The sequence below is a fragment of the Streptomyces incanus genome (assembly GCF_042656345.1).
In the GTDB taxonomy this organism is placed as follows: Bacteria; Actinomycetota; Actinomycetes; order Streptomycetales; family Streptomycetaceae; genus Streptomyces; species Streptomyces incanus.
In genome coordinates this window covers 105590-130427 of record NZ_JBHSPC010000164.1, presented here as the reverse complement: position 1 = coordinate 130427, position 24838 = coordinate 105590, and the positions used below count along the sequence as shown (strand labels likewise).

Annotated in this window: 25 protein-coding genes; 8 read left to right on the top strand and 17 right to left on the bottom strand. The window is 71.6% G+C overall.

Annotation, left to right across the window (positions count from 1 at the left end):
- Position 1: 1 nt before the first annotated feature.
- The gene (locus ACFP2V_RS36795; protein WP_381220429.1) at positions 2-862 is read right to left on the bottom strand and encodes a helix-turn-helix domain-containing protein; all 861 of its coding nucleotides are present in this window, start codon (positions 860-862) and stop codon (positions 2-4) included.
- Positions 863-1072: 210 nt separating this feature from the next.
- Here ACFP2V_RS36795 and ACFP2V_RS36790 point away from each other — a divergent pair, with 210 nt between their 5' ends.
- Positions 1073-1540, top strand: coding sequence for an ATP-binding protein (locus tag ACFP2V_RS36790; protein ID WP_381220426.1), 468 nt, complete (start codon positions 1073-1075; stop codon positions 1538-1540).
- A gap of 210 nt (positions 1541-1750) precedes the next feature.
- Here ACFP2V_RS36790 and ACFP2V_RS36785 read toward each other — a convergent pair whose 3' ends face one another.
- The 3 genes from ACFP2V_RS36785 to ACFP2V_RS36775 all read right to left on the bottom strand — a co-directional run bounded on the left by ACFP2V_RS36785 (position 1751) and on the right by ACFP2V_RS36775 (position 3725).
- Positions 1751-2224, bottom strand: a complete 474-nt coding sequence (locus ACFP2V_RS36785) for a C40 family peptidase (protein ID WP_381220423.1) — start codon at positions 2222-2224, stop codon at positions 1751-1753.
- 549 nt (positions 2225-2773) lie between these two features.
- Positions 2774-3082, bottom strand: a complete 309-nt coding sequence (locus tag ACFP2V_RS36780; RefSeq protein ID WP_381220420.1) for a hypothetical protein — start codon at positions 3080-3082, stop codon at positions 2774-2776.
- A 7-nt stretch (positions 3083-3089) separates the two neighbouring features.
- Positions 3090-3725, bottom strand: a complete 636-nt coding sequence (locus tag ACFP2V_RS36775; RefSeq protein ID WP_381220418.1) for an ATP-dependent Clp protease proteolytic subunit — start codon at positions 3723-3725, stop codon at positions 3090-3092.
- A gap of 66 nt (positions 3726-3791) precedes the next feature.
- Between ACFP2V_RS36775 and ACFP2V_RS36770 the strand changes: the two genes are divergently transcribed.
- Complete coding sequence (locus ACFP2V_RS36770) at positions 3792-4088, top strand: type II toxin-antitoxin system Phd/YefM family antitoxin (RefSeq protein WP_381220415.1); 297 nt, start codon at positions 3792-3794, stop codon at positions 4086-4088.
- Between the two features lie 135 nt (positions 4089-4223).
- Here ACFP2V_RS36770 and ACFP2V_RS36765 read toward each other — a convergent pair whose 3' ends face one another.
- Complete coding sequence (locus tag ACFP2V_RS36765; RefSeq protein WP_381220413.1) at positions 4224-4949, bottom strand: lysophospholipid acyltransferase family protein; 726 nt, start codon at positions 4947-4949, stop codon at positions 4224-4226.
- A gap of 340 nt (positions 4950-5289) precedes the next feature.
- Between ACFP2V_RS36765 and ACFP2V_RS36760 the strand changes: the two genes are divergently transcribed.
- Positions 5290-5748, top strand: coding sequence for an RpiB/LacA/LacB family sugar-phosphate isomerase (locus tag ACFP2V_RS36760; protein ID WP_381220411.1), 459 nt, complete (start codon positions 5290-5292; stop codon positions 5746-5748).
- A 42-nt stretch (positions 5749-5790) separates the two neighbouring features.
- On the opposite strand, the gene ACFP2V_RS36755 is transcribed toward ACFP2V_RS36760, so the two are convergent.
- From ACFP2V_RS36755 to ACFP2V_RS36735, 5 genes are all read right to left on the bottom strand, one after another.
- On the bottom strand, positions 5791-7020 hold the full coding sequence (locus tag ACFP2V_RS36755; RefSeq protein ID WP_381220408.1) for a PP2C family protein-serine/threonine phosphatase: 1230 nt from the start codon (positions 7018-7020) through the stop codon (positions 5791-5793).
- Between the two features lie 99 nt (positions 7021-7119).
- Complete coding sequence (locus tag ACFP2V_RS36750; RefSeq protein ID WP_381220405.1) at positions 7120-9570, bottom strand: SpoIIE family protein phosphatase; 2451 nt, start codon at positions 9568-9570, stop codon at positions 7120-7122.
- Positions 9571-9783: 213 nt separating this feature from the next.
- Positions 9784-11010 carry an ornithine--oxo-acid transaminase gene (rocD, locus tag ACFP2V_RS36745; RefSeq protein WP_381220402.1) on the bottom strand — a complete coding sequence of 409 codons (1227 nt, stop codon included), beginning with the start codon at positions 11008-11010 and terminating at the stop codon, positions 9784-9786.
- Positions 11007-11819: a dimethylargininase gene (gene ddaH, locus ACFP2V_RS36740; RefSeq protein WP_381220399.1), complete on the bottom strand. Its 813-nt coding sequence runs from the start codon at positions 11817-11819 to the stop codon at positions 11007-11009. Before ddaH ends, rocD begins: the two co-directional genes overlap by 4 nt.
- Positions 11820-11983: 164 nt before the next feature.
- On the bottom strand, positions 11984-12466 hold the full coding sequence (locus ACFP2V_RS36735) for an Lrp/AsnC family transcriptional regulator (protein ID WP_055592719.1): 483 nt from the start codon (positions 12464-12466) through the stop codon (positions 11984-11986).
- A gap of 201 nt (positions 12467-12667) precedes the next feature.
- Here ACFP2V_RS36735 and ACFP2V_RS36730 point away from each other — a divergent pair, with 201 nt between their 5' ends.
- Genes ACFP2V_RS36730 through ACFP2V_RS36715 form a run of 4 tightly spaced genes read left to right on the top strand, consistent with a single transcriptional unit; the run spans position 12668 to position 16738 of the window.
- On the top strand, positions 12668-13438 hold the full coding sequence (locus ACFP2V_RS36730; RefSeq protein WP_381220395.1) for a LytR/AlgR family response regulator transcription factor: 771 nt from the start codon (positions 12668-12670) through the stop codon (positions 13436-13438).
- Between the two features lie 10 nt (positions 13439-13448).
- Positions 13449-13808, top strand: coding sequence for a hypothetical protein (locus ACFP2V_RS36725; RefSeq protein WP_055592721.1), 360 nt, complete (start codon positions 13449-13451; stop codon positions 13806-13808).
- Positions 13809-13823: 15 nt separating this feature from the next.
- On the top strand, positions 13824-15536 hold the full coding sequence (locus tag ACFP2V_RS36720) for a sodium/solute symporter (RefSeq protein ID WP_381220392.1): 1713 nt from the start codon (positions 13824-13826) through the stop codon (positions 15534-15536).
- On the top strand, positions 15533-16738 hold the full coding sequence (locus ACFP2V_RS36715) for a sensor histidine kinase (protein ID WP_381220389.1): 1206 nt from the start codon (positions 15533-15535) through the stop codon (positions 16736-16738). The genes ACFP2V_RS36720 and ACFP2V_RS36715 overlap by 4 nt, the downstream gene beginning before the upstream one ends.
- Positions 16739-16791: 53 nt before the next feature.
- On the opposite strand, the gene ACFP2V_RS36710 is transcribed toward ACFP2V_RS36715, so the two are convergent.
- The 6 genes from ACFP2V_RS36710 to ACFP2V_RS36685 all read right to left on the bottom strand — a co-directional run bounded on the left by ACFP2V_RS36710 (position 16792) and on the right by ACFP2V_RS36685 (position 23311).
- Complete coding sequence (locus ACFP2V_RS36710) at positions 16792-16968, bottom strand: hypothetical protein (RefSeq protein WP_381220386.1); 177 nt, start codon at positions 16966-16968, stop codon at positions 16792-16794.
- Positions 16969-16981: 13 nt separating this feature from the next.
- A complete protein-coding gene (locus ACFP2V_RS36705) occupies positions 16982-18904 on the bottom strand; it encodes a serine/threonine-protein kinase (RefSeq protein ID WP_381220383.1) in 1923 nt (640 codons plus the stop codon).
- A gap of 113 nt (positions 18905-19017) precedes the next feature.
- Positions 19018-19968 (bottom strand): cytochrome c oxidase assembly protein, encoded by a 951-nt coding sequence (locus ACFP2V_RS36700; protein WP_381220380.1) that lies wholly within the window; start codon positions 19966-19968, stop codon positions 19018-19020.
- A gap of 118 nt (positions 19969-20086) precedes the next feature.
- Positions 20087-21112 (bottom strand): 6-phosphofructokinase, encoded by a 1026-nt coding sequence (locus ACFP2V_RS36695; protein ID WP_381220377.1) that lies wholly within the window; start codon positions 21110-21112, stop codon positions 20087-20089.
- A 188-nt stretch (positions 21113-21300) separates the two neighbouring features.
- On the bottom strand, positions 21301-22029 hold the full coding sequence (locus ACFP2V_RS36690; RefSeq protein ID WP_381220374.1) for a type 1 glutamine amidotransferase: 729 nt from the start codon (positions 22027-22029) through the stop codon (positions 21301-21303).
- Between the two features lie 43 nt (positions 22030-22072).
- Complete coding sequence (locus tag ACFP2V_RS36685) at positions 22073-23311, bottom strand: Mur ligase family protein (RefSeq protein ID WP_055592499.1); 1239 nt, start codon at positions 23309-23311, stop codon at positions 22073-22075.
- A gap of 148 nt (positions 23312-23459) precedes the next feature.
- Here ACFP2V_RS36685 and def point away from each other — a divergent pair, with 148 nt between their 5' ends.
- Entirely contained in the window at positions 23460-24038 is a 579-nt protein-coding gene (gene def / locus ACFP2V_RS36680) for a peptide deformylase (protein WP_381220370.1), read from the top strand.
- 94 nt (positions 24039-24132) lie between these two features.
- On the opposite strand, the gene ACFP2V_RS36675 is transcribed toward def, so the two are convergent.
- Positions 24133-24774: a TetR/AcrR family transcriptional regulator gene (locus ACFP2V_RS36675; RefSeq protein WP_381220367.1), complete on the bottom strand. Its 642-nt coding sequence runs from the start codon at positions 24772-24774 to the stop codon at positions 24133-24135.
- Between the last annotated feature and the right edge of the window lie 64 nt (positions 24775-24838).

The following is a 24838-nucleotide window of genomic DNA, read 5'->3' as shown; positions in this document are numbered from 1 at the left end:
CTTACACGCCGGCAGCTGTCCCGGCGATGAAATCCAACGAGTCCTCTGGCGAAAGGGCGTGGATCGAGAGGGCGTTGAAAGCCTCCGAGTACGCCCGGAGGTCTTCTTTCCACTCCAGGTAGAGGCTACTCGTCAAGTGGTCGAGAACTACAACGTCCAGATCAGAAGTGCGCGAAAATGAGAAGATTACGAAAGGTCCGGTGACGCCGATGTGCGCTCCGGCTGTGAACGGCAGTACCTGAAGCCTTACTTGGGGGAGGCGCGCCGCCTCCACCAGCCGTTCCAGCTGACGGGCCATGACGCCGGGGCCGCCGACCTGCCGCCGCAGCACCGCTTCGTCGAGGACCGCGCTCAACTCCATCGGCGGATCCGCCCGCAGGACGTCCTGCCTGGCCAGCCGTACCTCCACCAGCGTGTCCAGCCGCTCCTCGGAGGCGTCCTCCAGAGCGGCCTCGGTCACCGCCCGCGCGTACTCGGGCGTCTGCAGCAGTCCCGGAACCACCGTGGTCTCCAGGGTGCGCATGGCGCTGGCCTGTGACTCCAGGCTGATGAAGTCCCGGTAGGTGGGCGGCAGTACCCCGCGATACGCGTGCCACCAGTGGTGCCGTCCACCGTTGTCGTCGGACCCCGCCAGCACCAGCAGCAACTCCCGCAACTGGACGTCGGTCAGACCGTAGGCGTCGAGCAGTAACCGCACATCGGCCGGTTTCACCCCGCTCGTGCCCGTCTCGATGCGGCTCACCTTCGACTGGTGCCAGCCCACCAGCCGGGCCGCCTCACCACTGGTGAACCCCGCCGACGTGCGCAGCGAGCGCAGTTCGGCGCCCAGTTTCCGGCGGCGTACCGCGGGACCGTGCTGCATGGTTTCCCCCTACTCCCTCAGGGTCACCCAAATACGGCCTCCCGTCGCAGAGTTCACCGATTTGAGCGACAGATATATGCATATCTTGGCCGTATCGTCGCCGACGGCCTGCGGTGATGGCAGTCTGGCGACGAAGCGCCAGTGCGGGACCGTACTCGAATCAGCCGCTCCGTGTCGGACTGCGGTCCCGTGGAAAGGGACGACATCGCCATGGCAGACCATCTGGAAGCATCCATCACTCTGCCGAGCGAGCCCGCCTCGGTCTCCGCGGCCCGCGCCCATGTGGTGGGCACGCTGGCGGAATGGGGCATGCCGGAGGACACGGACGTGTCCGACACCATCCGGCTGATCGTGTCCGAACTCGCGACCAACGCCGTGCAGCACACCCTGGGGCAGTCACCCACGTTCACCGTGGACCTCGTCCTCGACCGCGACGACCAGCTGTGCATCGGGGTCACCGACAGCCACCCGAGGTTCCCCAAGCGGCTCCCCGCCGCGGTCCAGCAGGACAACGGCCGGGGACTGGTCATCATCCGCTGGCTGGCCATGGAGTGCGGCGGCAGGATGAGGGTCCGCCCCACCGGAGAGGGCGGGAAGACCGTCTCCGTCGTCCTCCCGTGGGCCGTCCCCGCCGAGCCGGCCACGGCGGTCGAAGTGGCAGGACAGCAGGAACCGTAGGGGGCCATGGCAGGAACGGGGGCGAGGACGAGGGCGGAAAGAGGAGCGAGCAGGGGCAGATGCAGAGGCGGAGGCAGAGAAGCGGAAGAGGACCTGCCCACCCGTTCGGGCGATGCGCAGGTCCTCGAGCCGCCGCACCGGTGTGTTGTCCGGGCGTCGTTCGGTGCGTTCGGCGGGGCGGCGGCAGAGGGGTGCCGCCGCCCTCGCGGGTCACTTCACCCGGCCGTACCAGACGCTGCGGGTCCAGATCTTCTGCAGGCGCACCACGTCCCCGGTCTTGGGCGCGTGCCAGAGCTTGCCCTGGCCCGCGTAGATGCCCACGTGGTAGACGTTCTGGCCCGAGTGGAAGAAGACCAGGTCCCCCGCCTTGCGGTTCGAGGCGGAGACGTGGCGGGACTTGTTGTACTGCTGGGCCGCAGTGCGGGGCAGCTGCTTGCCCGCCTTCTTGAACGAGTAGAGGGTGAGTCCGGAGCAGTCGAAGCGGCTCGGTCCGGTGGCGCCCCACCGGTAGGGCGCGCCCTGCTTGGACGCGGCGATCTTGAGGGCCTTGGCGGCCGGAGTCGCGGCCGCCGCCTCCGAGGCGGTGCCAGGGAGGACGATCGAGCCGCCCACGGCGGCGAGGGTGAGGGCCGAGGCCGTGCCGGCCCTGGCCATGAGAGACGGGACACGATTGAGCGCGGTCATGCGCAACCCTTCGTCAGCCGCCTGTGAAGGATGACCTGTCGGATTCGGGCTGGCGAAGTTGCCCGGCCGCACGAGTGCGGCTTCACCCCAAGGGCTGCCCGGCGCGGAAATCGAACTCCCGTCCCGGCGACCCGTCTTGCTCGGGTCCTCCACTCCTGCCGATCCACTCCTGTCGACCGGTCATCCGGGCGGCGGCAGGACTCGGCGTCCGCCCGGATCGCCCCGCCGCGGTGGCGGGGTCTTGTCGTCAGTGAGCGATCTTGGCAACCGTCGGCCCGAAATCCCAATGGAACCGGGGGTTTGTGTTGTTACTCACCACTCATCCGTTCGAGTGGACAGCCCCGCGTCCGGGCTGTCGTCCGGAGTGCCGAGGAGTCCCGGACCAGCATCGGAATGACCTGTTCCGGTACGCGGCCACGCGTGGTGCGCAACTGTGACGGCCCGAAAAGAAGGGAACATATACACCGGTTGGCGGTACCCCCTTTGGTCCGTTTCAACTTCGATGCGGACGTGCCGCCGACGCCGTCCCCGGCCGGACCGGTACAGGCGTCAACTGCCGGAGCCCGGCGGCAACGTGACCCGGGCCGTGCGTCGGTCGCCGTCCAGCACCCGCAGGGCCCGGGCCAGCGTGGCGGCGTGCAGTTCGGTCTCGCCGCGCCGGTGCATCAGGGTCAGCGCGTCGCGCAGTGCGACGGCCTTGCCGACCAGCGCCTGTGCGGCGCGAAGTCCACGATAGGTGTCGCCGTCGCGGGCCGGGTTGATCCGGCCGAGCAGGTCGACGGTATCGAGGTAACAGTCGATCAACTCGGCCTCGGCGCGGGTCAGCGCGGGCAGTGGTGGCAGTTCGGGGGGCAGCATCGGCGGCTCACCTCGCGCCGGGAGTGGGGCGCGGGCTCTCACGGTCGGTCAGGATCCGGCCGGCGAGGCCGTACGTCACCGTCGCCCGCGCGTCGAGGACGGTGTCCCGCTCGATGTCCGACCGCGCCTGCTCCGGGGTGCGATGGGTGTGCCGGACCAGCATGTCCTCGATCCGGTCCCGGACCCGTGACAGTTCCTCCGCCTGGACGGCCGGATCGCTCGTGCTTCTCTCCGCCGGCTCCCACAGCACCGGCTGACGGAGCACCAGTCGCGCCCCCGGCAGGACGTACCGCTTGCCCGGCGTCCCGGCGGCCAGAAGGAGCGCGGCCGCCCCGTCCGCCCGGCCCAGGCAGACCGTCTCCACCTCGCAGGTGACGAAGCGCAGGGTGTCGTAGATCGCCGACATGGCGTGGAAGGAGCCGCCGGGGGAGTTGACGTAGAGGGCGATGTCCCGGTCGGGGGCCCGGTGCTCCAGGTACATGAACCGGGCGATCAGGTCGTTCGCGGAGGTCTCGTCGATCGGCGTCCCCAGGAGGACGATCCGCTCCTCCAGCAGCTTCGCGTGCGGATCCGTGGTCCGGTACCCGGAGGCCGTGTGTTCGGTGAACCCGGGCACGGCATGACGGGCGAGCGGTCGGGTCATTGGCTCCTCCTCATGGCGACTATCCGTAAAAAATGTACAGGACGTACGTGACGTTATGATGGGGGTATGGCCTACGAGATTCCGGTGACGCAAGCGAGGGCTGAGCTCGCCGACCTGATCAACCGTGTGGTGTACGGCGGTGAGCGCGTCGTCGTGACCCGGCACGGAAAGCCCCTCGTCGCCCTCGTTTCCGCCGACGACCTGCGGCGACTCGACCAGCTCCAGGAGCTCGAGGAGAGCCGGAAGCCCGCCGGCGAGCAGATGATCAGCACGGTGGCCGGGGTCCACGGGGCCGCGTCCGCTCCCCGCGAACAGCAGCGCTTCGACATCGCCGCGGAGCACCGGGGGACAACCACGTCGTAGGCGGCCCGAAGCCCCCGTCGCCCCGCGATCCGGCCCGGCGGACGAACAGTGAGGGGCGGCCGGATGACTCCGGCCGCCCCTCACTCATGGGCTGCTCCTGCGCTTACGAGGCCGGCGGCCTGCCCGACTGGTGGTTCAGCTTCGCGGCAACCGCGGGAGCCGACGCTTCTCCTCCGCCTTGCGCTCGGTCTCCTCCGCCTTGGCGACGGCCGCGTACTGGTCCACGTACTCCTGTCCGGACAGCGTCAGAATGGCATACATGATCTCGTCGGTGACGGCACGCAGGATTGCCCGCTCGTCCTCCATGCCCGCGTAGCGGGAGAAGTCGAGAGGTGCGCCGAAGCGGATCGCCACGGGGTGGATGTTGGGGACGACCTTGCCGGGCGGTTGCGCCTCGAAGGTGCCGATCATCGCGCACGGAATCACCGGGACGCCGGCCTTGAGAGCCATCACCGCGACCCCGACCTTGCCCTTGTAGAGGCGCCCGTCGTGCGACCGCGTGCCCTCCGGGTAGATGCCGAGCAACTCCCCCTTGCCCAGCACCCCGAGACCCTCCCGGATAGCGGCCTGGCCTGCGTCCTTGCCGGAGCGGTCGACCGGGATCTGCCCCGCGCTGTGGAAGAAGAACGCCGTCAGCCGGCCCTTGATGCCGGGCCCGGTGAAGTACTCGGCCTTGGCGAGGAACGTGATGCGCCGCTTGAGGATCGAGGGCATCAGGAAGTGGTCTGCGAACGACAGGTGGTTGCCGGCGACGATGGCCGCACCGGACGACGGCACGTGCTCCAAGCCCTCTATTCGAGGCCGGAAGACCAGTCTCAGCAGCGGGCCCAGAAGTACATATTTCAGCAGGTAGTAGAACAAGGGCGCGCTCCTCGACTCCGTCGGACGGGCCCAGCGGCGTGTTGCAGCAGGTCAACCGGCACGTCGTGGGGTTGTCAGTGTAGGTCGGGGCGGGACTGTCCGGCACCATGTGCGACAGGGCCGGAGTGCGGGCCGAGACGGAGCCCGCCGGGCGGCTGAACGACCGTCAGCGCACGGGCGGGCGAGGACGTGTGGTGCAGCGGCCCTCTGTCCGGGCCCGCTTCACGGGCGGAGCGCCCCGAGGGGCTCCTTCCCCAAGCTCTCGGTTTCTCCCCCACTCTCGACTTCGCTCGAGCGGGGGACCCCCATGAGCAGGGGAGACCCCCATCGGCTTCGTACCATGCGGGTCTCCGTCTCCTCCGACATGGACGAACCCGTGGCCCACGCCCTGCTCGCCGAGCTGCGCGAGTGCGGCCACGAGGTGCGCGTGCACGGTGCCCTGAGACCCGGGAGCGATGCGCGGTGGGCGTTCTGCCCCGAGGCGGCCGCCCGCGACGTCGCCGACGGGACCGCGGACCGGGCGGTGGTGTGCTGCTGGACCGGCACGGGTGCCTCGATCGCGGCCAACAAGGTGCCGGGCGTACGGGCAGCCCTGTGCGCGGACGCCTACACGGCGGACGGCGCGCGCCGCTGGAACGACGCCAACGTGCTGGCGCTCGGCTTGCGGCTGACGTCCGAGCCGCTGCTGAAGGAGATCCTCGACGCCTGGTTCGCCCCGGTGTCCGGCCGGGACGAGGAGGAGCGGAGCAACGTGGACCGGCTGGCCCGGCTCGACGGCACACGGCCCACCACCGGCTGATCGGTCCCGTTTCCGGACGTGGCGCGAACCGCCACGGCCGGGTCACAGCCGGACGACGATCAGCGCGGTGTCGTCGGTGGCGCCGCCGGGCGGCAGCAGCTCCAGCAGCACAATGTCCGCCAGCGACTCCGGATCCCGTGTCCGGTGGCGGCGCAGCGACTCGGCGAGCCGGAACAGCCCGGTGTCGATGTCCTCCCGGCGGCGTTCGACCAGACCGTCGGTGTAGAGCACAAGGGTGGACCCCGACGTGAACGTGGTCGTCGCCTCGGGCCTCGTGGACGGTTGAAGGAGGGCGTCGAGCGGGGGATCGGTGGCCCGGTCGAGGAACTCCACCCGCCCGTCGCGGTGGACCAGCACGGGTGGGGGATGACCGGCGCTGCTGTACGTGATGGTGTGCCGGTCGAAGTCGACGAAGGTGGTGACCACGGTCGCGGACTCGGCACCGTCGACCACATGGGCGTAGCGCCCCACGACGTCCAGGGCCTCGGCGGGCCCTGCCGCGACCCGCGAAGCGGCGGTGAGCGCGCTGCGCAGCTGGCCCATGACCCCGGCCGCCTCCAGCCCGTGCCCGACCACGTCACCCACGGACACGCCGATACGGTGGCCGCCCACCAGGTCGACCAGGTCGTACCAGTCCCCGCAGACGTTGAGCGCGCCCACCGCCGGGCGGTAGCGCACGGCGGCCCGGTGGTGACCCACCTGCCGAGGGGCGGGCAGCATCGCCTCCTGAAGTACCAGCGCCACCTGCCGCTCCCGGGCGTGCGCCTGGCGCAGCCGGTTGTTGAGCTCCTGCAGCTCGCGTGCGCGCGCGTACAGCTCGGCCTCCAGGACCCGGCCCTGGTCGATGCCGGCGCGGTCGCGGGCCCGCATCAGCTCGGTGACCTCCTCGACCCGGTGCACGATCAGGACCACGCCGCCGTCGCTGCCCAGCACCGGCGTGTTCACCGGGCTCCAGTAGCGTTCCTCCCACTCGCCGGGGTGCTCCTGGCTCTCGACGTCGTAGCGCTGCAGGGCCATGGTGTCGCGCTCGCCGGTGGCCACGACGCGCAGCAGCGAGGCGTGCAGGCTGCGCGCGCCGGAGGAGCCGGGGTTGTTCGGGTTGTCCGGGAAGACGTCGAACAGGTAACGGCCCAGCAGCTCCTCCCGGGAGAGCCCGGTGCCCTCGAGGAACGCCTCGTTGACATCGGCGTACACCAGATCCGGGGTCAGGATCGCCACCATGCCGGGCAGGGCCTGGTACACCGCCGCGTAGTCGATCGCCGTCTGTGTCATGACCACTGCCTCTGTGACGGAATTGCCTAATTTTTTCACACCGTGAGTGAAATGGGCGGGTTGAGGTGGCTGCTCGCGAGGTGTGCGGTGCCGGAGGTGTCAGCCGACGGGAAGGCCGCCCGGGCCGGTCAGCGACTGCTCGGCCCAGATGACCTTTCCGCCGGGAACGAAACGGGTGCCCCACCGCTGGGCGAGCTGCGAGACCAGCAGCAGCCCGCGCCCGCCCTCGTCCATGGCGCGGGGATGACGCAGATGGGGTGTGGTCGCACCGCCGTCGAACACCTCGCAGACCAGTGCACGCTCCCGGATCAGCCGCAGCCGGACGGGGCCGGCGGCGTGCCGGATGGCGTTGGTGACCAGTTCGCTGACGATCAGCTCCGTGGTGAAGACCAGCTCCTCCAGGCCCCAGCGGCCCAGCTGCCGGGCGGCCGTCCTGCGGGCCTCGGCCACCACGGCCGGATCCGCCGGCAGGTCCCAGAACGCCACCTGGCCGGTGTCCAGGAGGCGGGTACGGGCCAGCAGCAGCGCCACGTCGTCGTACGGGCGGACCGGTACCAGGGCGTCCACCACGGCCCGGCACTGCTGCTCCAACGAAGTGGTGGACCCTTGCAGTGCCTGCCGCAACCGGTCCTGGCCGGTGGCGGTCGAACCCGTCGTCGTGTCGGTCAGCAGCCCGTCGGTGTGCAGGGCGAGCGTGCTGCCCTCGGCCAGGGACAGCTGCACCGCCTCGAACGGCGGGCCGCCCACGCCGAGCGGGGGCCCTGCCGGCAGCTCGACGAAGCCGACCGTGCCGTCGGGCGCCACCAGAGCGGGCGCGGGATGACCTGCGGCGGCCATCGTGCACCGGCCGTCGACCGGGTCGTAGACGGCGTACAGGCAGCCGGAGCCCATCGAATGGCCGTAGCTCCCCTCCGGCGTGGTCTCTCTGTTCCGCGCCGCCAAGTCGTCGAGATGCGCCAGCACCTCCTCCGGCGGCAGATCCAGCGCGGCCAGGGTCTGAACGGCGGTCCGCAGCCGGCCCATCGCGGCGGCGGCGTCGATGCCGTGTCCGGGAACCTCGCCGATGACGAGGGCGACGCGGGCACCGGACAGCGGGATCAGGTCGTACCAGTCGCCGCCCAGGCCGGTCAGTTCGTCGGCCGGGCGGTAGCTCGCGGCCACCTCGACGGCGTCCTGCTCCGGGAGCCGGCGGGGCAGCAGGCTGTGCTGCAGCACGAGCGCCGCGTCCCGCTCCCTGGTGTAGCGCCGGGCATTGTCCACACAGACGGCGGCGCGGGAGACGAGGTCCTCGGCGAGGTTCAGGTCGTCCTCGCGGAAGGGGTCCCGGCGGCGCCGGAAGAAAACGGTGACGCCCAGGGTGACACCCCGGGCGAGGATCGGCACGATCATCACACTCTGCAGACCCAGCTCCAGGAACGTGGCCTCCCGACGGCCCGACGTGCTCTCGGCCCACTCCAGGGCGAGCGGGTCGAGCTGCTCCTGTCGCCAGGGCCGGCCCGTGGTGAGGCAGCGGGCCGGCGGGGAGCCGGGCAGATAGGAGAGCAGCGCGCCGATGTCCCGGACCGTGCGCGGCAGATCCTCGTACGCCGACCGGTGGCCCGCGCGGCGCAGCGGCACCCTGTCCGTCTCCGCGAGCGGTCCGGGCGGGAGCTCGGCGCCCCGCGGCACCGTCTCCAGAAGGTCCACGGTCACGAAGTCCGCGAGTTCCGGGACGGCGACGTCGGCCAGCTCCTGCGCGGTGTGCATGACGTCCAGGGTGCGGCCGATGTGCTGCCCGGCCCGGTCGAGCAGCGCGAGGCGCTGGCGCGCGCGGTGCCGATCGGTGATGTCGACGACGCTGTAATGGACGCCCATCGGGTGGCCCCGGTCGTCGTCGAGCCGGGTGAACGACAGCATGTGCGCCGTCTCCCGCAGCGGCGTCGAACGGACCTGGCCGACGTGCTCGAAGCCCGTCACCGGCTCGCCGGTCTCCAGCACACGACGCATCTGCGCCTCGACGGACCCGGCGTCCAGGCCGGGCTGGACATCGGCGAACCGCAGTCCCAGCCGCTGCTGGGCGGGGCCGCCGCCGAACTGCTCGAGAGCGGGGTTCGACCACACGTACCGCAGGTCCGTGTCCACGATCGCGAGCCCGATCGCCGATCCGGCGACCATCTGCTCCAGCATCGTGCGGCTCATGTCCCAGCCGGAGGAGCCGGCCAGCTCCGACAGCAGCACCAGCAGGGACGAGTGGCCGCGCGGATCCACGGTCCGCAGCACCCTGACCATGAGGGGGACCCGGTGTCCGTCCCGGTGCCGGGCCGTCATCAGGCCGGCCCAGCCGTCGGTGGCCCGGCAGCGCCTGACCAGATCCGGCACCCGCTCGGCGTCCACGACGGTCAGCAGGTCGGACAGCTTTCCGCCCACCGCCTCGGCCGCCGTGTACCCCAGCAGCCGCTCGGCCGGACCGGTCCAGTTCGTCACCACGCCCTGCGGATCGAGCAGCAGGGGAGCGGCGTCGGCCACGTCGAACCCCTGCCGGGCAACGTCCTGCTCCCCGTGTCCGCTCACGTCTCCGCCCACGGCCGACCTCATCCGTCGCTGGGAGTGGTCTTCCACCTCTTGACCCCATCTTCACCCGGGAACGGGGCTGGGGGCTTCCCGGGTGAGGACCGGACCGCCGAACGACGGACGGGCGGACGGGTGGACAGAAGCCGGGCCGTCCATCCGTACGCCCGTTCCCGTCCGCCACGGGTCGGACAGGACCCGGGAACGAGCCGAAGGTCAGCCGCCCTGGCCCAGCACCTTCCCCAGCGTCTCCAGAGCGTCCTGGAGCTCCTCGCCCCGGATGGTGAGCGGCGGGGCCAGCCGGATGGTGGACCCGTGGGTGTCCTTGACCAGGATTCCCTCCCGCATCAGCTGCTCACTGACCTCACGTCCGGTGCCGAGTGCGGGGTCGACGTCGACGCCCGCCCACAGCCCGCGCGAACGGAAACCGACGACGCCCCGGCCGACCAGGGACTCCAGTCCGCCGCGCAGCACCACGCCCAGTTCCGCCGCCCGGCGCTGGAACTCGCCCGTCTCCAGCAGCTCCACCACCGCCGTACCGACGGCCGCGGCCAGCGGATTGCCGCCGAACGTCGAGCCGTGCTCGCCGGGGTGCAGCACCCCGAGCACCTCGCGCCGGGCCACCACCGCCGACACCGGGACGATGCCGCCGCCCAGCGCCTTGCCGAGCAGCACCATGTCCGGGACGACCGACTCGTGGTCCACGGCGAGCGTGTGCCCCGTACGGCCGAGCCCCGACTGGATCTCGTCCGCGACGAACAGGCACCCCGCGCGGCGCGTCAGCTCCCGTACGCCCGCCAGATAGCCGTCGGTGGGGATGTTCACCCCCGCCTCGCCCTGGATCGGCTCGATCAGCACCGCGGCCGTCGTTTCGTCGACCGCCGCCTCCAGCGCCGCCAGGTCGTTGTACGGGACGACCCGGAAGCCCGGGGTGAAGGGCCCGAAGCCGGCGCGGGCGGTCTCGTCCGTCGAGAAGCTCACGATGGTCGTCGTCCGGCCGTGGAAGTTGTCCGCGGCGACCACGATCGTCGCCTTGCCGGCCGGGACGCCCTTCACGTCGTAGGCCCACTTGCGGGCCACCTTCACCGCGCTCTCGACCGCCTCCGCGCCGGTGTTCATGGGCAGCACCATGTCCAGCCCGGTCAGCGCGGCCAGCCGCTCGGCGAATTCGGCGAGCCGGTCGTTGTGGAAGGCGCGCGAGGTCAGCGTGAGCCGGTCCAGCTGGCGGTGCGCCGCCTCGGTCAGCGCGGGATGCCGGTGGCCGAAGTTGAGCGCCGAGTAGCCGGCCAGCATGTCGAGGTAACGGCGGCCCTCCACGTCCTCCACCCACGCGCCCTCGGCACGCGCGACGACCACGGGCAGCGGGTGGTAGTTGTGCGCGAGGACCGGTTCCTCCGCACCGATCAGCTCGGCGGACGAACGGGTACGGACGGCAGAGGTCATGAGCGGATCTCCTGAGTGCAGCACTTGATCCCGCCGCCTGCCTTGTGGAACTCGGACAGGTCGACGGGGACGGGAACGTAACCGCGATCGGCGAGCCGCGCGGCAAGGGCAGTCGCCCCCGGGGAGACGAACACATGGCGTCCGTCGGAGACGGAGTTCAGGCCGAAGGCCATGGCGTCCTCGCGGGTCGCGGTCACCGCGTCCGGATAGAGCCCGGCCAGCACCTCGCGGCTCCCCGGCGAGAACGCCTCCGGGTAGTACGCGATGTTCTCCTCGTCCAGCGCGAACAGCGCCGTGTCCAGGTGGTAGAAGTACGGATCCACCAGCGTCAGGCCGATCACGGGCACTCCGAAGAACTCCTGCGCCTCGTGATGCGCCTCGCGAGCGGTGCGGAACCCGGTGCCGGCGAGGATCCAGCGCCCGGCCGGAACCAGGTCGCCCTCGCCCTCGCACACCGACTCGGGACGGTGGACGTCGAAGCCCTCCGTCTTGAACCAGGTCTCGTACGGCACGGACTCGGGGCGCCGCTCGGGCGCCAGGTACAGGGAGCCGAGGACACGGCCCCCGACGACGACCGCCGCGTTCGCGGCGAACACCATGTCGGGCAGGCCGGGTACCGGTTTCACGCTGTCCACGGTATGGCCGTGGGCGCGGTAGACGTCGACCAGTGTGCGCCACTGGCGCTGGGCCAGAGCGAGGTCGACGGGACGGTCGGGACACATCCAGGGGTTGATCGCGTACCGCACGGCGAAGTGTCCGGGGTCGCAGACGAGGTAGCGCCGTCGGGACGGCACACGGGTATCGGTCACAGAGGGGTTCCTCCGCTTCCACGCGGTGTCATCAGGGGTGTGTCCACGGTAGAAAGGGACCCGGGCGTGCGACAAGGAACATGAGTTGCGCGCTCACGCAGTAATGCTGCGTGTTCCGACTGCTCCGCGCACGTCTGCTGCGTCTCGTGCGAGGTCCGTGAACGCTACGGAGCCGGCTGGCTCGCGCCCGCCTCCGGACTCTCCGGGATCAGATGGGACAGCACCATCACACTGATCGTCTTCCGGATGAACGGCTCCGCACGGATCCGCTCCAGCACTTCCTCGAAGTGCTCCACGTCCCGTGCCCGCAGATGCAGCAGCGCGTCGGCACCCCCGGTCACCGTCATCGCCGCGGCGATCTCCGGATGGTTGCGCACCACCTCCGCCAGCCGCCGGGGCGGTGCCGCGCCCTCGCAGTACACCTCGACGTACGCCTCCGTGCGCCAGCCCAGCGCCGACGGCCGCACCGTCGCCGTGAACCCGGTGATGACCCCCGTCTCGCGCAGGCGGTCCACCCGGCGCTTGACCGCCGTCGACGACAGACCGACCGCCGCGCCGATCTCGGCGAAGGACGTCCGGGCGTTCGCCATCAACGCGGTGACGATCTGTCGGTCGAGCTCGTCGAACGGCGCGGGCCTGCTGCTCATACCCGCACTGTAACCAGCACCGGCCGGCCTCCGCCGTCACGCGGTGAGCGTCCCCGCCGTCACCCGGCGACCGGTGCCGGTCGCGGCGGCGCCCGTGCACCGCCCCGGGCCCGCGGGGCCGCCCGAAACCCCTCCCGGCCGACGAAAAGCCCACGTCCGAGCCATGTCCAGACGTGGCAATCCCCTCTAGACTCCACCTTCATGCTGCGCGCCCTGGCCGTCGACGACGAACGCCCCTCGCTGGAGGAACTGCTCTACCTGCTGCACGCGGACCCCCGCATCGGCAGTGCCGAGGGCGCCGGCGACGCGACCGAGGCGCTGCGCCGCATCAACCGCGCCCTGGAGTCGGGTCACGACGGCCCCGAGGCCGTCGACGTCGTCTTCCTCGACATCCAGATGCCCGGCCTCGACGGTCTCGACCTCGCCCGGCTGCTCGGCGGGTTCGCCCGGCCGCCGTTGGTCGTGTTCGTCACCGCCCACGAGGACTTCGCCGTGCAGGCGTTCGACCTCAAGGCCGTCGACTACGTACTCAAGCCCGTCCGCAAGGAAAGGCTGGCCGAGGCGGTCCGTCGCGTCGTCGAACTGCGCGCCGCCGCGCAACGCGGCAGCACCCCGCGCATCCCCGTGCACGAACCCGACCCGGACCACATAGCCGTCGAACTAGGCGGCGTGACCCGCTTCGTCGCCGTCGACGACATCACGCACGTGGAGGCCCACGGCGACTACGCACGCCTGCACACCGACCGCGGCAGCCACCTCGTCCGCATACCGCTGTCCACACTGGAGGAACGCTGGCGCTCGCGCGGCTTCGTCCGCATCCACCGCCGCCATCTCGTCGCCCTGCGCCACATAGGGGAACTCCGCCTCGACGCGGGCACCGTGAGCGTCCTGATCGGCTCCGAGGAGCTTCAGGTCAGCCGGCGGCACGCCCGTGAACTGCGGGACCTGCTGATGCGCCGGACCACGGGCTAGGGGAGAACGCGTGCCCCAGGACCCGACCGAACGCCGCGTGGTCGTCACCGGCCCGCCCCGCCGCGCCCGCCGCTCCTTCGGCTACTACCGCCCGCGCACCGAGATCGACGAGCAGACCACCCTCGGCCACACCTACGTCCGTTCCCTGATGCGCATCCAACTGCGCACCGGGCTGACCGTGTTCGCCGTCCTCGTCCTGCTCATCGGCCCCCTCCCGCTGGTCTTCGCGGCCGCCCCGGACGCCCGCAGGCTGGAGTGGGCGGTCCTCGGCTTCGGGCTCTACCCGCCGCTGGTCCTGCTCGCCCGCTGGTACGTACGCCGCGCCGAACGCAACGAACGCGACTTCGTGCGGCTCGTCGAGGACCGCTGAGGAAACGCAGTCGCCGTGAACTCCAGTTACGCCGTTCCCGCCGTGGCCCTCGTCGCCCTGGCGACCATCCTCGTCGGCGCCTTCGGCCTGCGGATCTCCCGCACCACCTCCGACTTCTACGTCGCCTCCCGCACCGTCGGCCCCCGCCTGAACGCGGCCGCCATCAGCGGCGAGTACCTCTCCGCCGCGTCCTTCCTCGGCATCGCGGGCCTGGTCCTGGTCCAGGGCCCCGACATGCTCTGGTACCCGGTCGGCTACACCGCCGGCTACCTGGTGCTGCTGCTGTTCGTCGCCGCCCCGCTGCGCCGCTCCGGCGCCTACACGCTGCCCGACTTCGCCGAGGCCCGGCTCGCCTCGCAGGCCGTGCGGCGGCTCGCGGGCGCCTTCGTCGTCGGCGTCGGCTGGCTGTACCTGCTGCCCCAGCTCCAGGGCGCGGGGCTCACCCTGACCGTGCTGACCGGTGCCCCCGACTGGCTCGGTGGAGTGATCGTCGCCGTCGTGGTCACCGTCATCGTCGCCGCCGGCGGCATGCGCAGCATCACCTTCGTGCAGGCCTTCCAGTACTGGCTCAAGCTCACCGCCCTGCTCGTGCCCGGACTGTTCCTGGTCCTCGCCTGGCAGAGCGACGGGGCGCCCAGCCACGCCTTCGACGAACCCGCCACCTTCCGCGAACAGCGCGTCGTCCGCGTCGACGACACCGTCGACCTGCGGATCACCGCACCGCTGGCCGTCACCGTGGACGGCACCGTCGACGGCCGTGAACACGACGGCACCGAGGTCCGCCTGCCCGCCGGCACCCACCGCATCGACGGCGGCACCCGGCTGACCTTCGCCGAGGGAGCCGAGGTCCCGGCCGCGGGACGCGGCGCCGACGACGCCCTCTCGCCCTCCCGCGCCGAGTCCCGCGAGGAACGCCCGCTGTACGCCACCTACGGGCTGATCCTCGCCACCTTCCTCGGCACCATGGGCCTGCCGCACGTAGTGGTCCGCTACTACACCAGCCCGCACGGCGTCGCCGCCCGCCGCACCACCGTCGCCGTCCTCGGCCTGATCGGCGCCTTCTACCTGCTGCCCCCGGTCTACGGAGCCCTCGGCCGTCTGTACGCCCCCGAGCTCAGCCTCACCGGCGACGCGGACGCCGCCGTACTGCTGCTGCCCGGCCGGATGTTCGGGGGAGTGGGTGGCGACCTGCTCGGCGCACTGGTCGCCGGGGGAGCCTTCGCCGCGTTCCTGTCCACGGCGTCCGGGCTGACCATGGCCGTGGCCGGCGTGATCACCCAGGACGTCCTGCCCTCGCGCGGCGTACGGCACTTCAGGCTCGGCACGGTGCTCGCCATGGCCGTCCCGCTCCTGGCCAGCATCCTGGTCGGCGGGCTCCCGGTGGCCGACGCCGTGGGGCTCGCCTTCGCCGTGTCGGCCTCCTCGTTCTGCCCGCTGCTCGTCCTGGGCATCTGGTGGCGCCGGCTCACTCCGCCCGGCGCGGCGGCCGGCATGCTGGCCGGCGGTGGCTCCGCCTTCCTCGCCGTCGCCGCGACCATGGCCGGCTACCCCGGACAGGGTGCCTGGCACGCGCTCCTCGCCTGGCCCGCCCTGTGGTCGGTGCCGGTGGGCTTCCTCACCATGATCCTGGTCTCCCTGGCCACCCCCGGCCGGGTGCCGCCCGGCACGGCGGCGGTGCTCGCCCGGTTCCACCTGCCGGAGGAACTACGGACGGAGGTGTCCAAGTGAGTGGGTTCCTGGCGGGCCTGTGCGTCGCCGTCCTGCCCCTGCTGGCCGCGGGCTTCTGGCTCGGCCGGCGCACCGCACGGCCGCCCGGACTGGCCGGCCTCGGCACCCCCGTCGAGCACGCCACCTTCGAGACCCTGCACACCGCCTCCCTGGCCACACCCCCGCTCCGGGCCGGACTGACCGAGGAGGCCGCCGGCCGGTCCGCCCGCAAGCTGCGCTCCCTGCTCGGCACCGACGCCCTGTGCCTCACCGACCGCGAACAGGTCCTCGTCTGGGACGGCGCCGGCGCCCATCACCGCACCGAGATCATGGAACGCCTGGCCGGGCCCCTCGACTCCGGCCGCGGCGAGGCCTTCCCGCTCACCTGCGACACCCCCGACTGCGCGGTGCGCTGGGCCGTCGTCGCCCCGCTCACCGTCGACGACCGGGTGCACGGCGCCCTCGTCGCCTGCGCGCCCCGCGAGTCCGCGGTCCTGGTCCGGGCGGCCGGAGAGGTCGCCCGCTGGGTCTCCGTCCAGCTCGAACTCGCCGACCTCGACCAGTCCCGCACCCGCCTGATCGAGGCCGAGATCAGAGCGCTGCGGGCGCAGATATCCCCGCACTTCATCTTCAACTCGCTCGCCGTGATCGCCTCGTTCGTGCGCACCGACCCCGAGCGCGCCCGTGAACTGCTGCTGGAGTTCGCCGACTTCACCCGTTACTCGTTCCGCAGGCACGGCGACTTCACCACCCTCGCCGACGAACTCCACGCCATCGACCACTATCTGGCGCTGGTCCGGGCCCGCTTCGGCGACCGCCTCTCCGTCACCCTGCAGATCGCCCCCGAGGTGCTCCCGGTCGCCCTGCCCTTCCTCTGCCTGCAGCCCCTCATCGAGAACGCCGTCAAGCACGGCCTCGAGGGCAAGGCCGACACCTGCCGCATCCAGATCACCGCGCAGGACACCGGCGCCGAAGCGCTCGTCGTGATCGAGGACGACGGCGCCGGAATGGACCCCGGCCTGCTGCGCCGCATCCTCGCCCGTGAGGTCGACCACACGGGCGGCATCGGCCTGTCCAACGTCGACGACCGGCTCCGCCAGGTGTACGGCGACGACTACGGCCTCGTCATCGAGACCGCGGTCGGCGCCGGCATGAGGGTCACCGTCCGGCTGCCGAAGTACCAGCCGGGCGTGCACCTGACGGGCCGGCTCACACCGAAGTGAGCCGGCCCGTCAGGTGCGGACCGCGGGCGGCCCGGCCACGGACCGCGGGCGGCTCAGGCGCTGCGTGTGGCGACCATGGCGAGGGTGGCCAGTCCCAGGACGACCCAGCCGAACCACAGCCATCCGTTGCTGCCGAGCGCCACCGTGTAGGCCGTCACGGCGACGAGCCCGCCGACGGTGAGCACTCCCATGGCCTTCGTCGAGGTGGAACCGTTGCTGGAAACGGGCATCGCGACACCCTCCTCATGGCTCGGTTCCCTCCATGGTGCCCCCGTTCCGCCTTTTTACGGTGCACACGACGACATGTGCGCCCGTTCCCCAGGACCGCTCACCGGTCCACGACCCGGCTTCGTGGACGGACGGGTCGAAGCCGTAGTCACGAGGAGGCACGTCACGGGCGCACGCCGCGTCCGACACCTCGCGCGCCTCGGCGAGCGTGACGTCCTCGCCCAGTCGGGTGAATCCGAGGATCTGCTCGTCGTACCGGCCGCCGCACGGCACCAGCAGGGCCTGACGCCCCGGACGCGCGTCCAGGCAGTCCCGGCGCTGCATCGGCACGGTGTCCGCGAACGCCGTGCCGAACGGGCGCCGGTCGCCCAGCGGCCCGTACGCCGGCCCGTGCGCCCCCAGGACCAGACAGGCGGTGCGCCGCCCGGCCTCCTCGAACCCGTCCGGGACCGGTACGACGGCGAGCGGGCGCACTGCGGTCATACGCCCGCGGAACTCCCGCGTAGCCTCCTCGCACCGGGCCGGACCCAGCTCCCGCGCCTCCTCGGCTGAGGAGGCCCCGACGAACCCCACGACCTGCCCGTCGACCTCCTGGCCCGCCCCGCCCGCACAGGCCGGTTCGACGCTGAGCCGGGGCACGCCCGTGAACCGGCGGCCGCCGGGCCAGACGGCGCGCACACAGGCGCCCCGCTCGAGCGGCTCGGCGAGCCCCACGGCATCTCCGTACGGCGCCGTCACCACCCCGCCGTCGCTCGTCCGGTCGGCCAGCGCGTACCAGGCGCCCCCCAGGGCCAACACCACCCCGAGCCCGACGGCGACGGCGGCCCGCAGGACGGGGTGGCGCGGACGCTGGTGCGCGGGGACGGTCCCGGCCGCCGAGGAACCCGCACGCTCCGCAGGTATCGCACGTGCCGCAGGAGTCGCAGGCTCAGCGGCTCCCGCACGTCCCGCGGCTCCCGGGGGCCCTGTAGTGCTCGTGGCAGGCCCTGTCATGCTCCCGGGCAGGCCCGACGCGACCCAGGGCGGCTGGGAACCCAGGTCGGTGGGCGGCCGGGTGTACGACTCCGACTGGGGCGTGACGAGCCGCGACAGCTCCGCTTCCAGCATTCGGGCGGGTGTCCGCCGCTGGGGATCCTTCTCGAGCAGACCCCGCAGCGCCGGCTCCAGGGCGCCCGCCCGCACCGGCCGGCGCGGCTCCTCCGTGATCACCGCCGCGATCGACGCGAGCGGCGACTCCCGCTCGAAGGGGCCGTGTCCCTCGACGCCGTGGTACAGCGTGCAGCCCAGGGAGAACAGGTCGGCGGCCGGCGTCGCCGGACTCCCGGTGGCACGTTCCGGCGCCAGCCAGCCCGCGGTGCCGACCACCCCCGACGCCATGGTGTACCGCGTCTCACCGGTTTCGGGCTGCACGGAGATGCCGTAGTCGGTGAGCAGGACCCGCCCGTACGGGGCTCCGCTGTGGTCCGGGGCGAGCAGGATGTTCGCCGGTTTCACGTCCCGGTGCAGTACGCCCCGCTCGTGACCGGTGGTCAGCGCGTCCAGCACGGCCAGCCCGATCCGGGCGCACTCGGCGGGGGCGAGCGGGCCGCGCCGGGCGACCAGCTCCCGCAGATCGACGGCGCCCGCCACGTACTCCATGACGATCCACGGCAGACCTTCGTGCTCCATGACGTCGTGCACGGTCACCACATGCGGGTGATCACGCAGACCGGCCGCGTGCCGGGCCTCCGCGCGGGCACGGGCGACCCGGGTCTCCCGCTCCTGGCCGGGCTCGGCCGGATCGTGGAACACGATCTCCTTGAGGGCGACCTCGCAGGCGAGTCTCTGGTCATGAGCCAGCCAGACATGCCCCATGCCGCCCCGGCCCAGCCGGTGCAGCAGCACATAGCGGCCGGCGACGACCCGGCCCGCTCCCGACGACGACGCGCGCAGTGCCATGACCGCTTCCCCCCGGCGGCTCGCCCTGGCTGCTCATGCTACTGAACGATGGCACCCTTCAGGTGAATCGGGAAGAAAGTGAGCGAGGGGGAGGGAAAGTGACCGAAAGGGACTCATTTCCCGGTTGTGTGCAATGAGGTCAGATAGGCGTTGTACGCCTCGAGTTCCTTGTCCCCGTCGCGGTCCGCGGCCCGGTCGGTGCGCTTGGCCTGCCGCTGGTCCGAGGCGTACCACTGGAACAGCAGCGCGATCAGCACCAGCACGGACGGGATCTCGCTGAACGCCCAGGCGATACCGCCGGCCGCGTTCTGGTCGGAGAGCGCGTCGATGCCCAGCGAGCCCGGCGGATTCTGGAAGCTCGTCACCATCGGCGTGGACGCCATCATCAACGCGATGCCGAAGAACGCGTGGAACGGCATGCCCGCGAACAGCTCCAGCATCCGCATCAGGTGCCCCGGCCGGTGCGGACCCGGGTCCACACCCATGATCGGCCAGAAGAAGACCAGGCCGACGGCGAGGAAGTGCACCATCATCGCGATGTGCCCCACCTGGGAGCCCATCAGGAAGTCGAACAGCGGGGTGAAGTACAGCGCGTACAGGCTCGCGATGAACATCGGGATGGTGAACAGCGGGTGGGTGACGACCCGCATGTAGCGGCTGTGCAGCAGCATCAGCAGCAGTTCGCGCGGCCCCTTGCGGCCACGGGCGGCCGGCGGCAGGGCGCGCAGCGCCAGTGTGATCGGGGCACCGAGCAGGATCAGGATGGGCGACACCATGCTGATGACCATGTGCTGCACCATGTGCACGCTGAACATGACCATGCCGTAGTCGTTCAGCGCGGTGCACATCATGAGCCCGACGCTCAGCACGCCGACGAAGAACGACACGGTCCGTCCGACCGGCCACTTGTCGCCGCGCCGCACCAGACGGACGACCGCCCAGCCGTACAGCGCCAGCCCCAGCAGGCAGGCGACGAGGAAGAACGGATCCGCCGACCAGGCGAACCCTCGCCCCAGCGTGAACGGCGGCAGATCCATGGTCGTGCCGTGCCCGCTGTGATCCATCCGCCGGCTCCGTTTCGTGGGGGTTGTGCGCCGTCTGTCCGCACCAGAGTAGAACCGCCCCCGGCCGCGACGGCGACCGGGGGGCGGCTTCACCCGGCGGCTGCCGAAACGTCAGGCGCTACAGGACGCACTCCGCCTCGGCGTAGCGGTCGTCGGGCACCGTCTTCAGCGTCTCGACGGCCTCGGCCAGCGGCACCGTCACGATGTCCGTGCCGCACAGCGCCGTCATCCGCCCGAACTCCCCGCGGTGCACGGCCTCCACGGCGTGCCAGCCGAAGCGGGTGGCCAGCACCCTGTCGTACGCCGTCGGCGTCCCGCCGCGCTGGGTGTGCCCGAGGATCACCGGCCGTGCCTCCTTGCCGAGCCGCGTCTCCAGTTCCACGGAGAGCTGCCGCGCGATCCCGGCGAACCGCTCATGGCCGTAGACGTCCCTGGCACCCTCGTCGAAGTCCATGGTCCCGGCCCGCGGCTTGGCGCCCTCCGCGGCGACCACGATGGCGAACCGCTTGCCCGCGGAGAACCGCGCACCGACCTTCGCGGTCAGCTCGTCGATGTCGAAGGGCCGCTCCGGTACGACGATCGCGTGCGCGCCGGCCGCCATGCCGGAGTGCAGCGCGATCCAGCCGGTGTGGCGGCCCATGACCTCCACGATGAGTACCCGCTGGTGGGACTCGGCGGTCGTCTTCAACCGGTCCAGCGCCTCGGTCGCCACACCGACGGCCGTGTCGAAGCCGAAGGTGACGTCGGTGACAGCGATGTCGTTGTCGATGGTCTTCGGCACGCCCACTATCGGCAGGCCGTTGTCCGACAGGAGCCGGGCAGCCTTCAGCGTGCCCTCACCGCCGATCGGGATGATCGCGTCGAGGCCGAGCTCCTGGACGTACCCCCTGGCTCGCTCCACACCGTCCCGCAGATGCTCGGGACGCACCCGGGAGGAGCCGAGGATGGTGCCGCCGCGGGCGAGGATGCCACCCACCGCGTCGAGGTCGAGCTTGAGGTAGTCGCATTCCAGGAGGCCCTTCCAGCCGTCCCGGAAGCCGATGACCTCGTCGCCGTGGTCGACGACGGCGCGATGTACGACGGAGCGGATGACGGCGTTCAGGCCGGGGCAGTCGCCGCCGGACGTGAGGACACCAATGCGCATAGCCCGAAACAACCTTCTAGCCGTGGGCCGGGACCGGACCGCGTCGTCCGGCTCGATCCCGCCACCCTAGCGGCACCGGGGGGTGGGGTCGAAGCGCGCGTCCGCCTACTGGACGACCCCGCTCACCTGTGCGGACCAGCTGTCGGACGGGCCGGATGGCACCGGCCCGTCCGACGCGGTCACGGGTGTTACGCGGGCTGCTGCGAGGCCGCGATGCGCTCGTTGCGCAGCGCCTCGTACCAGTGGTCCTCGGTCGGCGGCAGTGCGTTGACGTCGAGCGCCAGCTTCAGCAGCAGGTCCGCGATCTGCGGGTTGCGGGCCAGCACCGGACCGTGCATGTACGTGCCGAACACGGTGTCGTTGTAGGCGCCCTCGGTGCCGTCCCCCGTGCCGTTGCCGTTGCCGAAGCGCACCCGGGCGAGCGGGCGGGCCGTCGGGCCGAGGTGGGTGACGCCCTGGTGGTTCTCGAAGCCGGTCAGCGGCGGCAGGCCGAGCGGTGCGTCGATGTCCCCCAGCACGTCGCCGACGCACCGGGCGCCCTCGCCGCGCACCGAGACGACGTCGAGCAGGCCGAGGCCGGGCTCCCGCTGGCCGAGGTCGTTGATGAACTCGTGGCCGAGGATCTGGTAGCCGGCGCACACCGAGAACACGATCGCGCCGTTCTCCACCGCCCGGTGCAGTCCGCCGTCCCGGCGCAGCCGCTCGGCCGCGAGCCGCTGCGGACGGTCCTCACCGCCGCCGATCAGATAGATGTCGCCGGAGGTCGGGATCGGCTGGTCGCTGCGCACGTCGAGCCGGGCCACGTCGAGGCCGCGCTGCCGGGCCCGGCGCTCCACGACGAGCACGTTGCCCTGGTCGCCGTAGGTGCTGAGCAGGTCGGGGTAGATCCACACGATCCGCAGACCGTTGTCGCTCATGAAGTCACTGTCCTTGTGAGTACGTCGCGATACGTCGCCCGCGTCAGTTGCCGACGCGGCGGCGCAGGTCCTGGAACGCGGTGTAGTTGGCGATGACCTCGATCCGGCCGGGCGGGCACTGCTGCAGCGCCTGGTCGAGGTCCTCGCAGACCTGGAACTGTTGGTTCGCGACCTCGAGCCGCACCGCGAGGTCCAGCTTTCGGTCGCCGAGGACGACGATCGGGTGGCCGGTCAGCCGGGTGTAGTCGACGTCCCACAGCCAGGAGGTGTCGGTGCCGTCGGCGGAGCGGGCGTTCACCGACAGGATCACCGGGGTGGGCGGGGGGTCGATGAGGGAGAACGTCTCCAGCCAGCCCGCGGGGTTCTTGGCGAGCAGCAGCCGCAGGTCACGGCCCTGGTACTGGACGACGTCGTACCGGCCGGCGACGGCCTGTACCTGGTACATGCGCTCCAGGGCGACCTGCGGGGGTACCCCGAACACCGCGGCGACGGCCGCGGAGCTCGCGGCGTTGGCCTTGTTGGCGCGGCCCGGCAGCTGGAGGTGGATCGGCCAGGCGGAGCCGTGCGGGTCGAGGACGTGGTCGCCGGAGAGCGCCCAGCTCGGGGTGGGACGACGGAAGCCGCACTCGCCGCAGAACCAGTCGTCGCCGGGGCGCTGCATCACGCCTCCGCAGGACGGGCAGGACCAGGCGTCGTCCTTCCACATCTGGCCCGCGGCGACCCAGATCACGTTGGCGGAGGAGGACGCGGCCCATACGACCAGCGGGTCGTCGCAGTTGGCGACGATGACAGCCTTGGAGCCGGCCAGGCCCTCGCGCCAGTTCTCCGCGAGCATCCGCGTCTCGCCGGCCCGGTCGAGCTGGTCGCGGGAGAGGTTGAGCAGGGCGATGCACTTGGGGTCGGTGTCCCGGGCGACGCCGGCGAGGTACTTCTCGTCGACCTCGATGACGCCGAACTTCGACTCCGAGCCGCCCGCGAGCGCCGAGGTGATGCCCGCGGGCATGTTGGCGCCCAGGGCGTTGGACACGACCGGTCCGGCGGCTCGCAGGGCCTCCGCGATGAGCCGGGTGGTGGTGGTCTTGCCGTTGGTCGCCGACACCAGGATGCAATCCAGGTTCTGGGCGAGCCGGGCGAGGAGATCGGGGTCGAGTTTGAGCGCGACCCGGCCGCCGATCACCGAACCGCTGCCGCGCCCCGCGGCGCGTGATGCCGCTGCGACCGCCCTGCCCGCGGTCACGGCCAGCTTGGCCCGCGGCGTGAGCGGGTCCGAGTTGCCTGCCATCAAGTCTCGATCCTCCTTGCGTACGCGCCGCGCCTGTGGCTGACGGCCACGTGGTGTGAACCTCAGCCTATCGAGATCCATTCGCACTCCAGAACCACGTCACCACCCATGAGACGGGCGTTGCTGTAAGGACCGTACTCTGACCGCCATGCGAGACGGTTCCATCCCCGGTGTCCACGGCCGCGTCCGGCCCCTCACCCTGCTCGGCGACCCGGTGCTGCACGCACCCTGCGAGGAGGTGACCGACTTCGGCCCGGAACTGGCCCGCCTCGTGGAGGACTTGTTCGCCACGATGTACGCCGCGCGGGGTGTGGGCCTGGCCGCCAACCAAATCGGAGTGCCGCTGCGGGTGTTCGTGTACGACTGCCCGGACGACGAGGACGTCCGTCATCTGGGACATGTGGTCAACCCGCGACTGGTCGAGACGGACGGGGTGGTGGTGCGCGGCCCGGAGGGCTGTCTGTCGCTGCCGGGCCTGGAGGCGGGGACGGAACGTCACGATCACGCGGTCGTCGAGGGCCGCACGGTGACCGGCGAGGCGGTCACCGTGCACGGCACGGGTTTCTTCGCCCGGTGCCTGCAGCACGAGTGCGACCACTTGGAGGGCCGTGTCTACGCCGATCGTCTGACCGGCCTGCGCCGGCGCCGGCTCAGCCGCCAGGTGCGGCGGGCCTCCTGGAGCGGGCGGGACCGAGGGGCGGGCGGTGCCGCGGAGGCGGAGGACTGAGGGAGCGGGCGGGACCGGGGGGACGGGCGGTCCCCTGGAACGGGCGGGACCGGTGGAGCAGGCAGGCCCGCTGAGGCGGTCCGGGGGCCGGGGCTCAGAACCCCGGACCGCCGACCCGGTCGCCTGCCGCTGCCAGCCGGCCCCACAGCAGGTCGGCCAGGCTGCGCACCAACTCTGCCCGGGAGCAAGGCCGTTCGCCGAGCCACCAGTCGCCGGCCGCGTGCATCATCCCGACGATCCCGTGCCCCCACACGCGGGCCAGTTGCTGGCTGCCGGGGCCGAGGTCCAGCCGCTCCTCGATGACCTGGGCCAGCTCCTCGCCCATGCGCCGCAGCAGCGGCGCCGAGTGCTTGCCGACGTCGAAGCCCTGGTCGCCGGGTGAACCCTCCGCCGGGTGCATCAGGAACCGGTACACCTGGGGACGCAGCTCGATCGCCGCGAGATAGGTGTCCAGGGTGTTCTCGACCCGCTCCCGCCGGTCCGCCGGGGCGTCCAGTGCCGCCCGCAATGAGGCCAGCAGGGCGTCGGTGTGCCGTTGGGCGAGGGCGGCGTACAGTCCTCCCTTGTCGCCGAAGTGCCGGTAGAGGATCGGTTTGGTGATGCCCGCCTCGGCGGCGATCGCGTTCATCGAGGCATGCGGGCCGTCGCGCAGCACCACCCGGTCGGCGGCCTCCAGCAGCTCGCGCCGGCGGCGGTCGGCGGACCGCTGTTGATCGGTCCGCTGTGTGGTGCCCATGATCTCTCTCCACCCCTGCTGGTTCGGTGACGCCTGCGCAAACTAACACCGACGGTGTGACCAG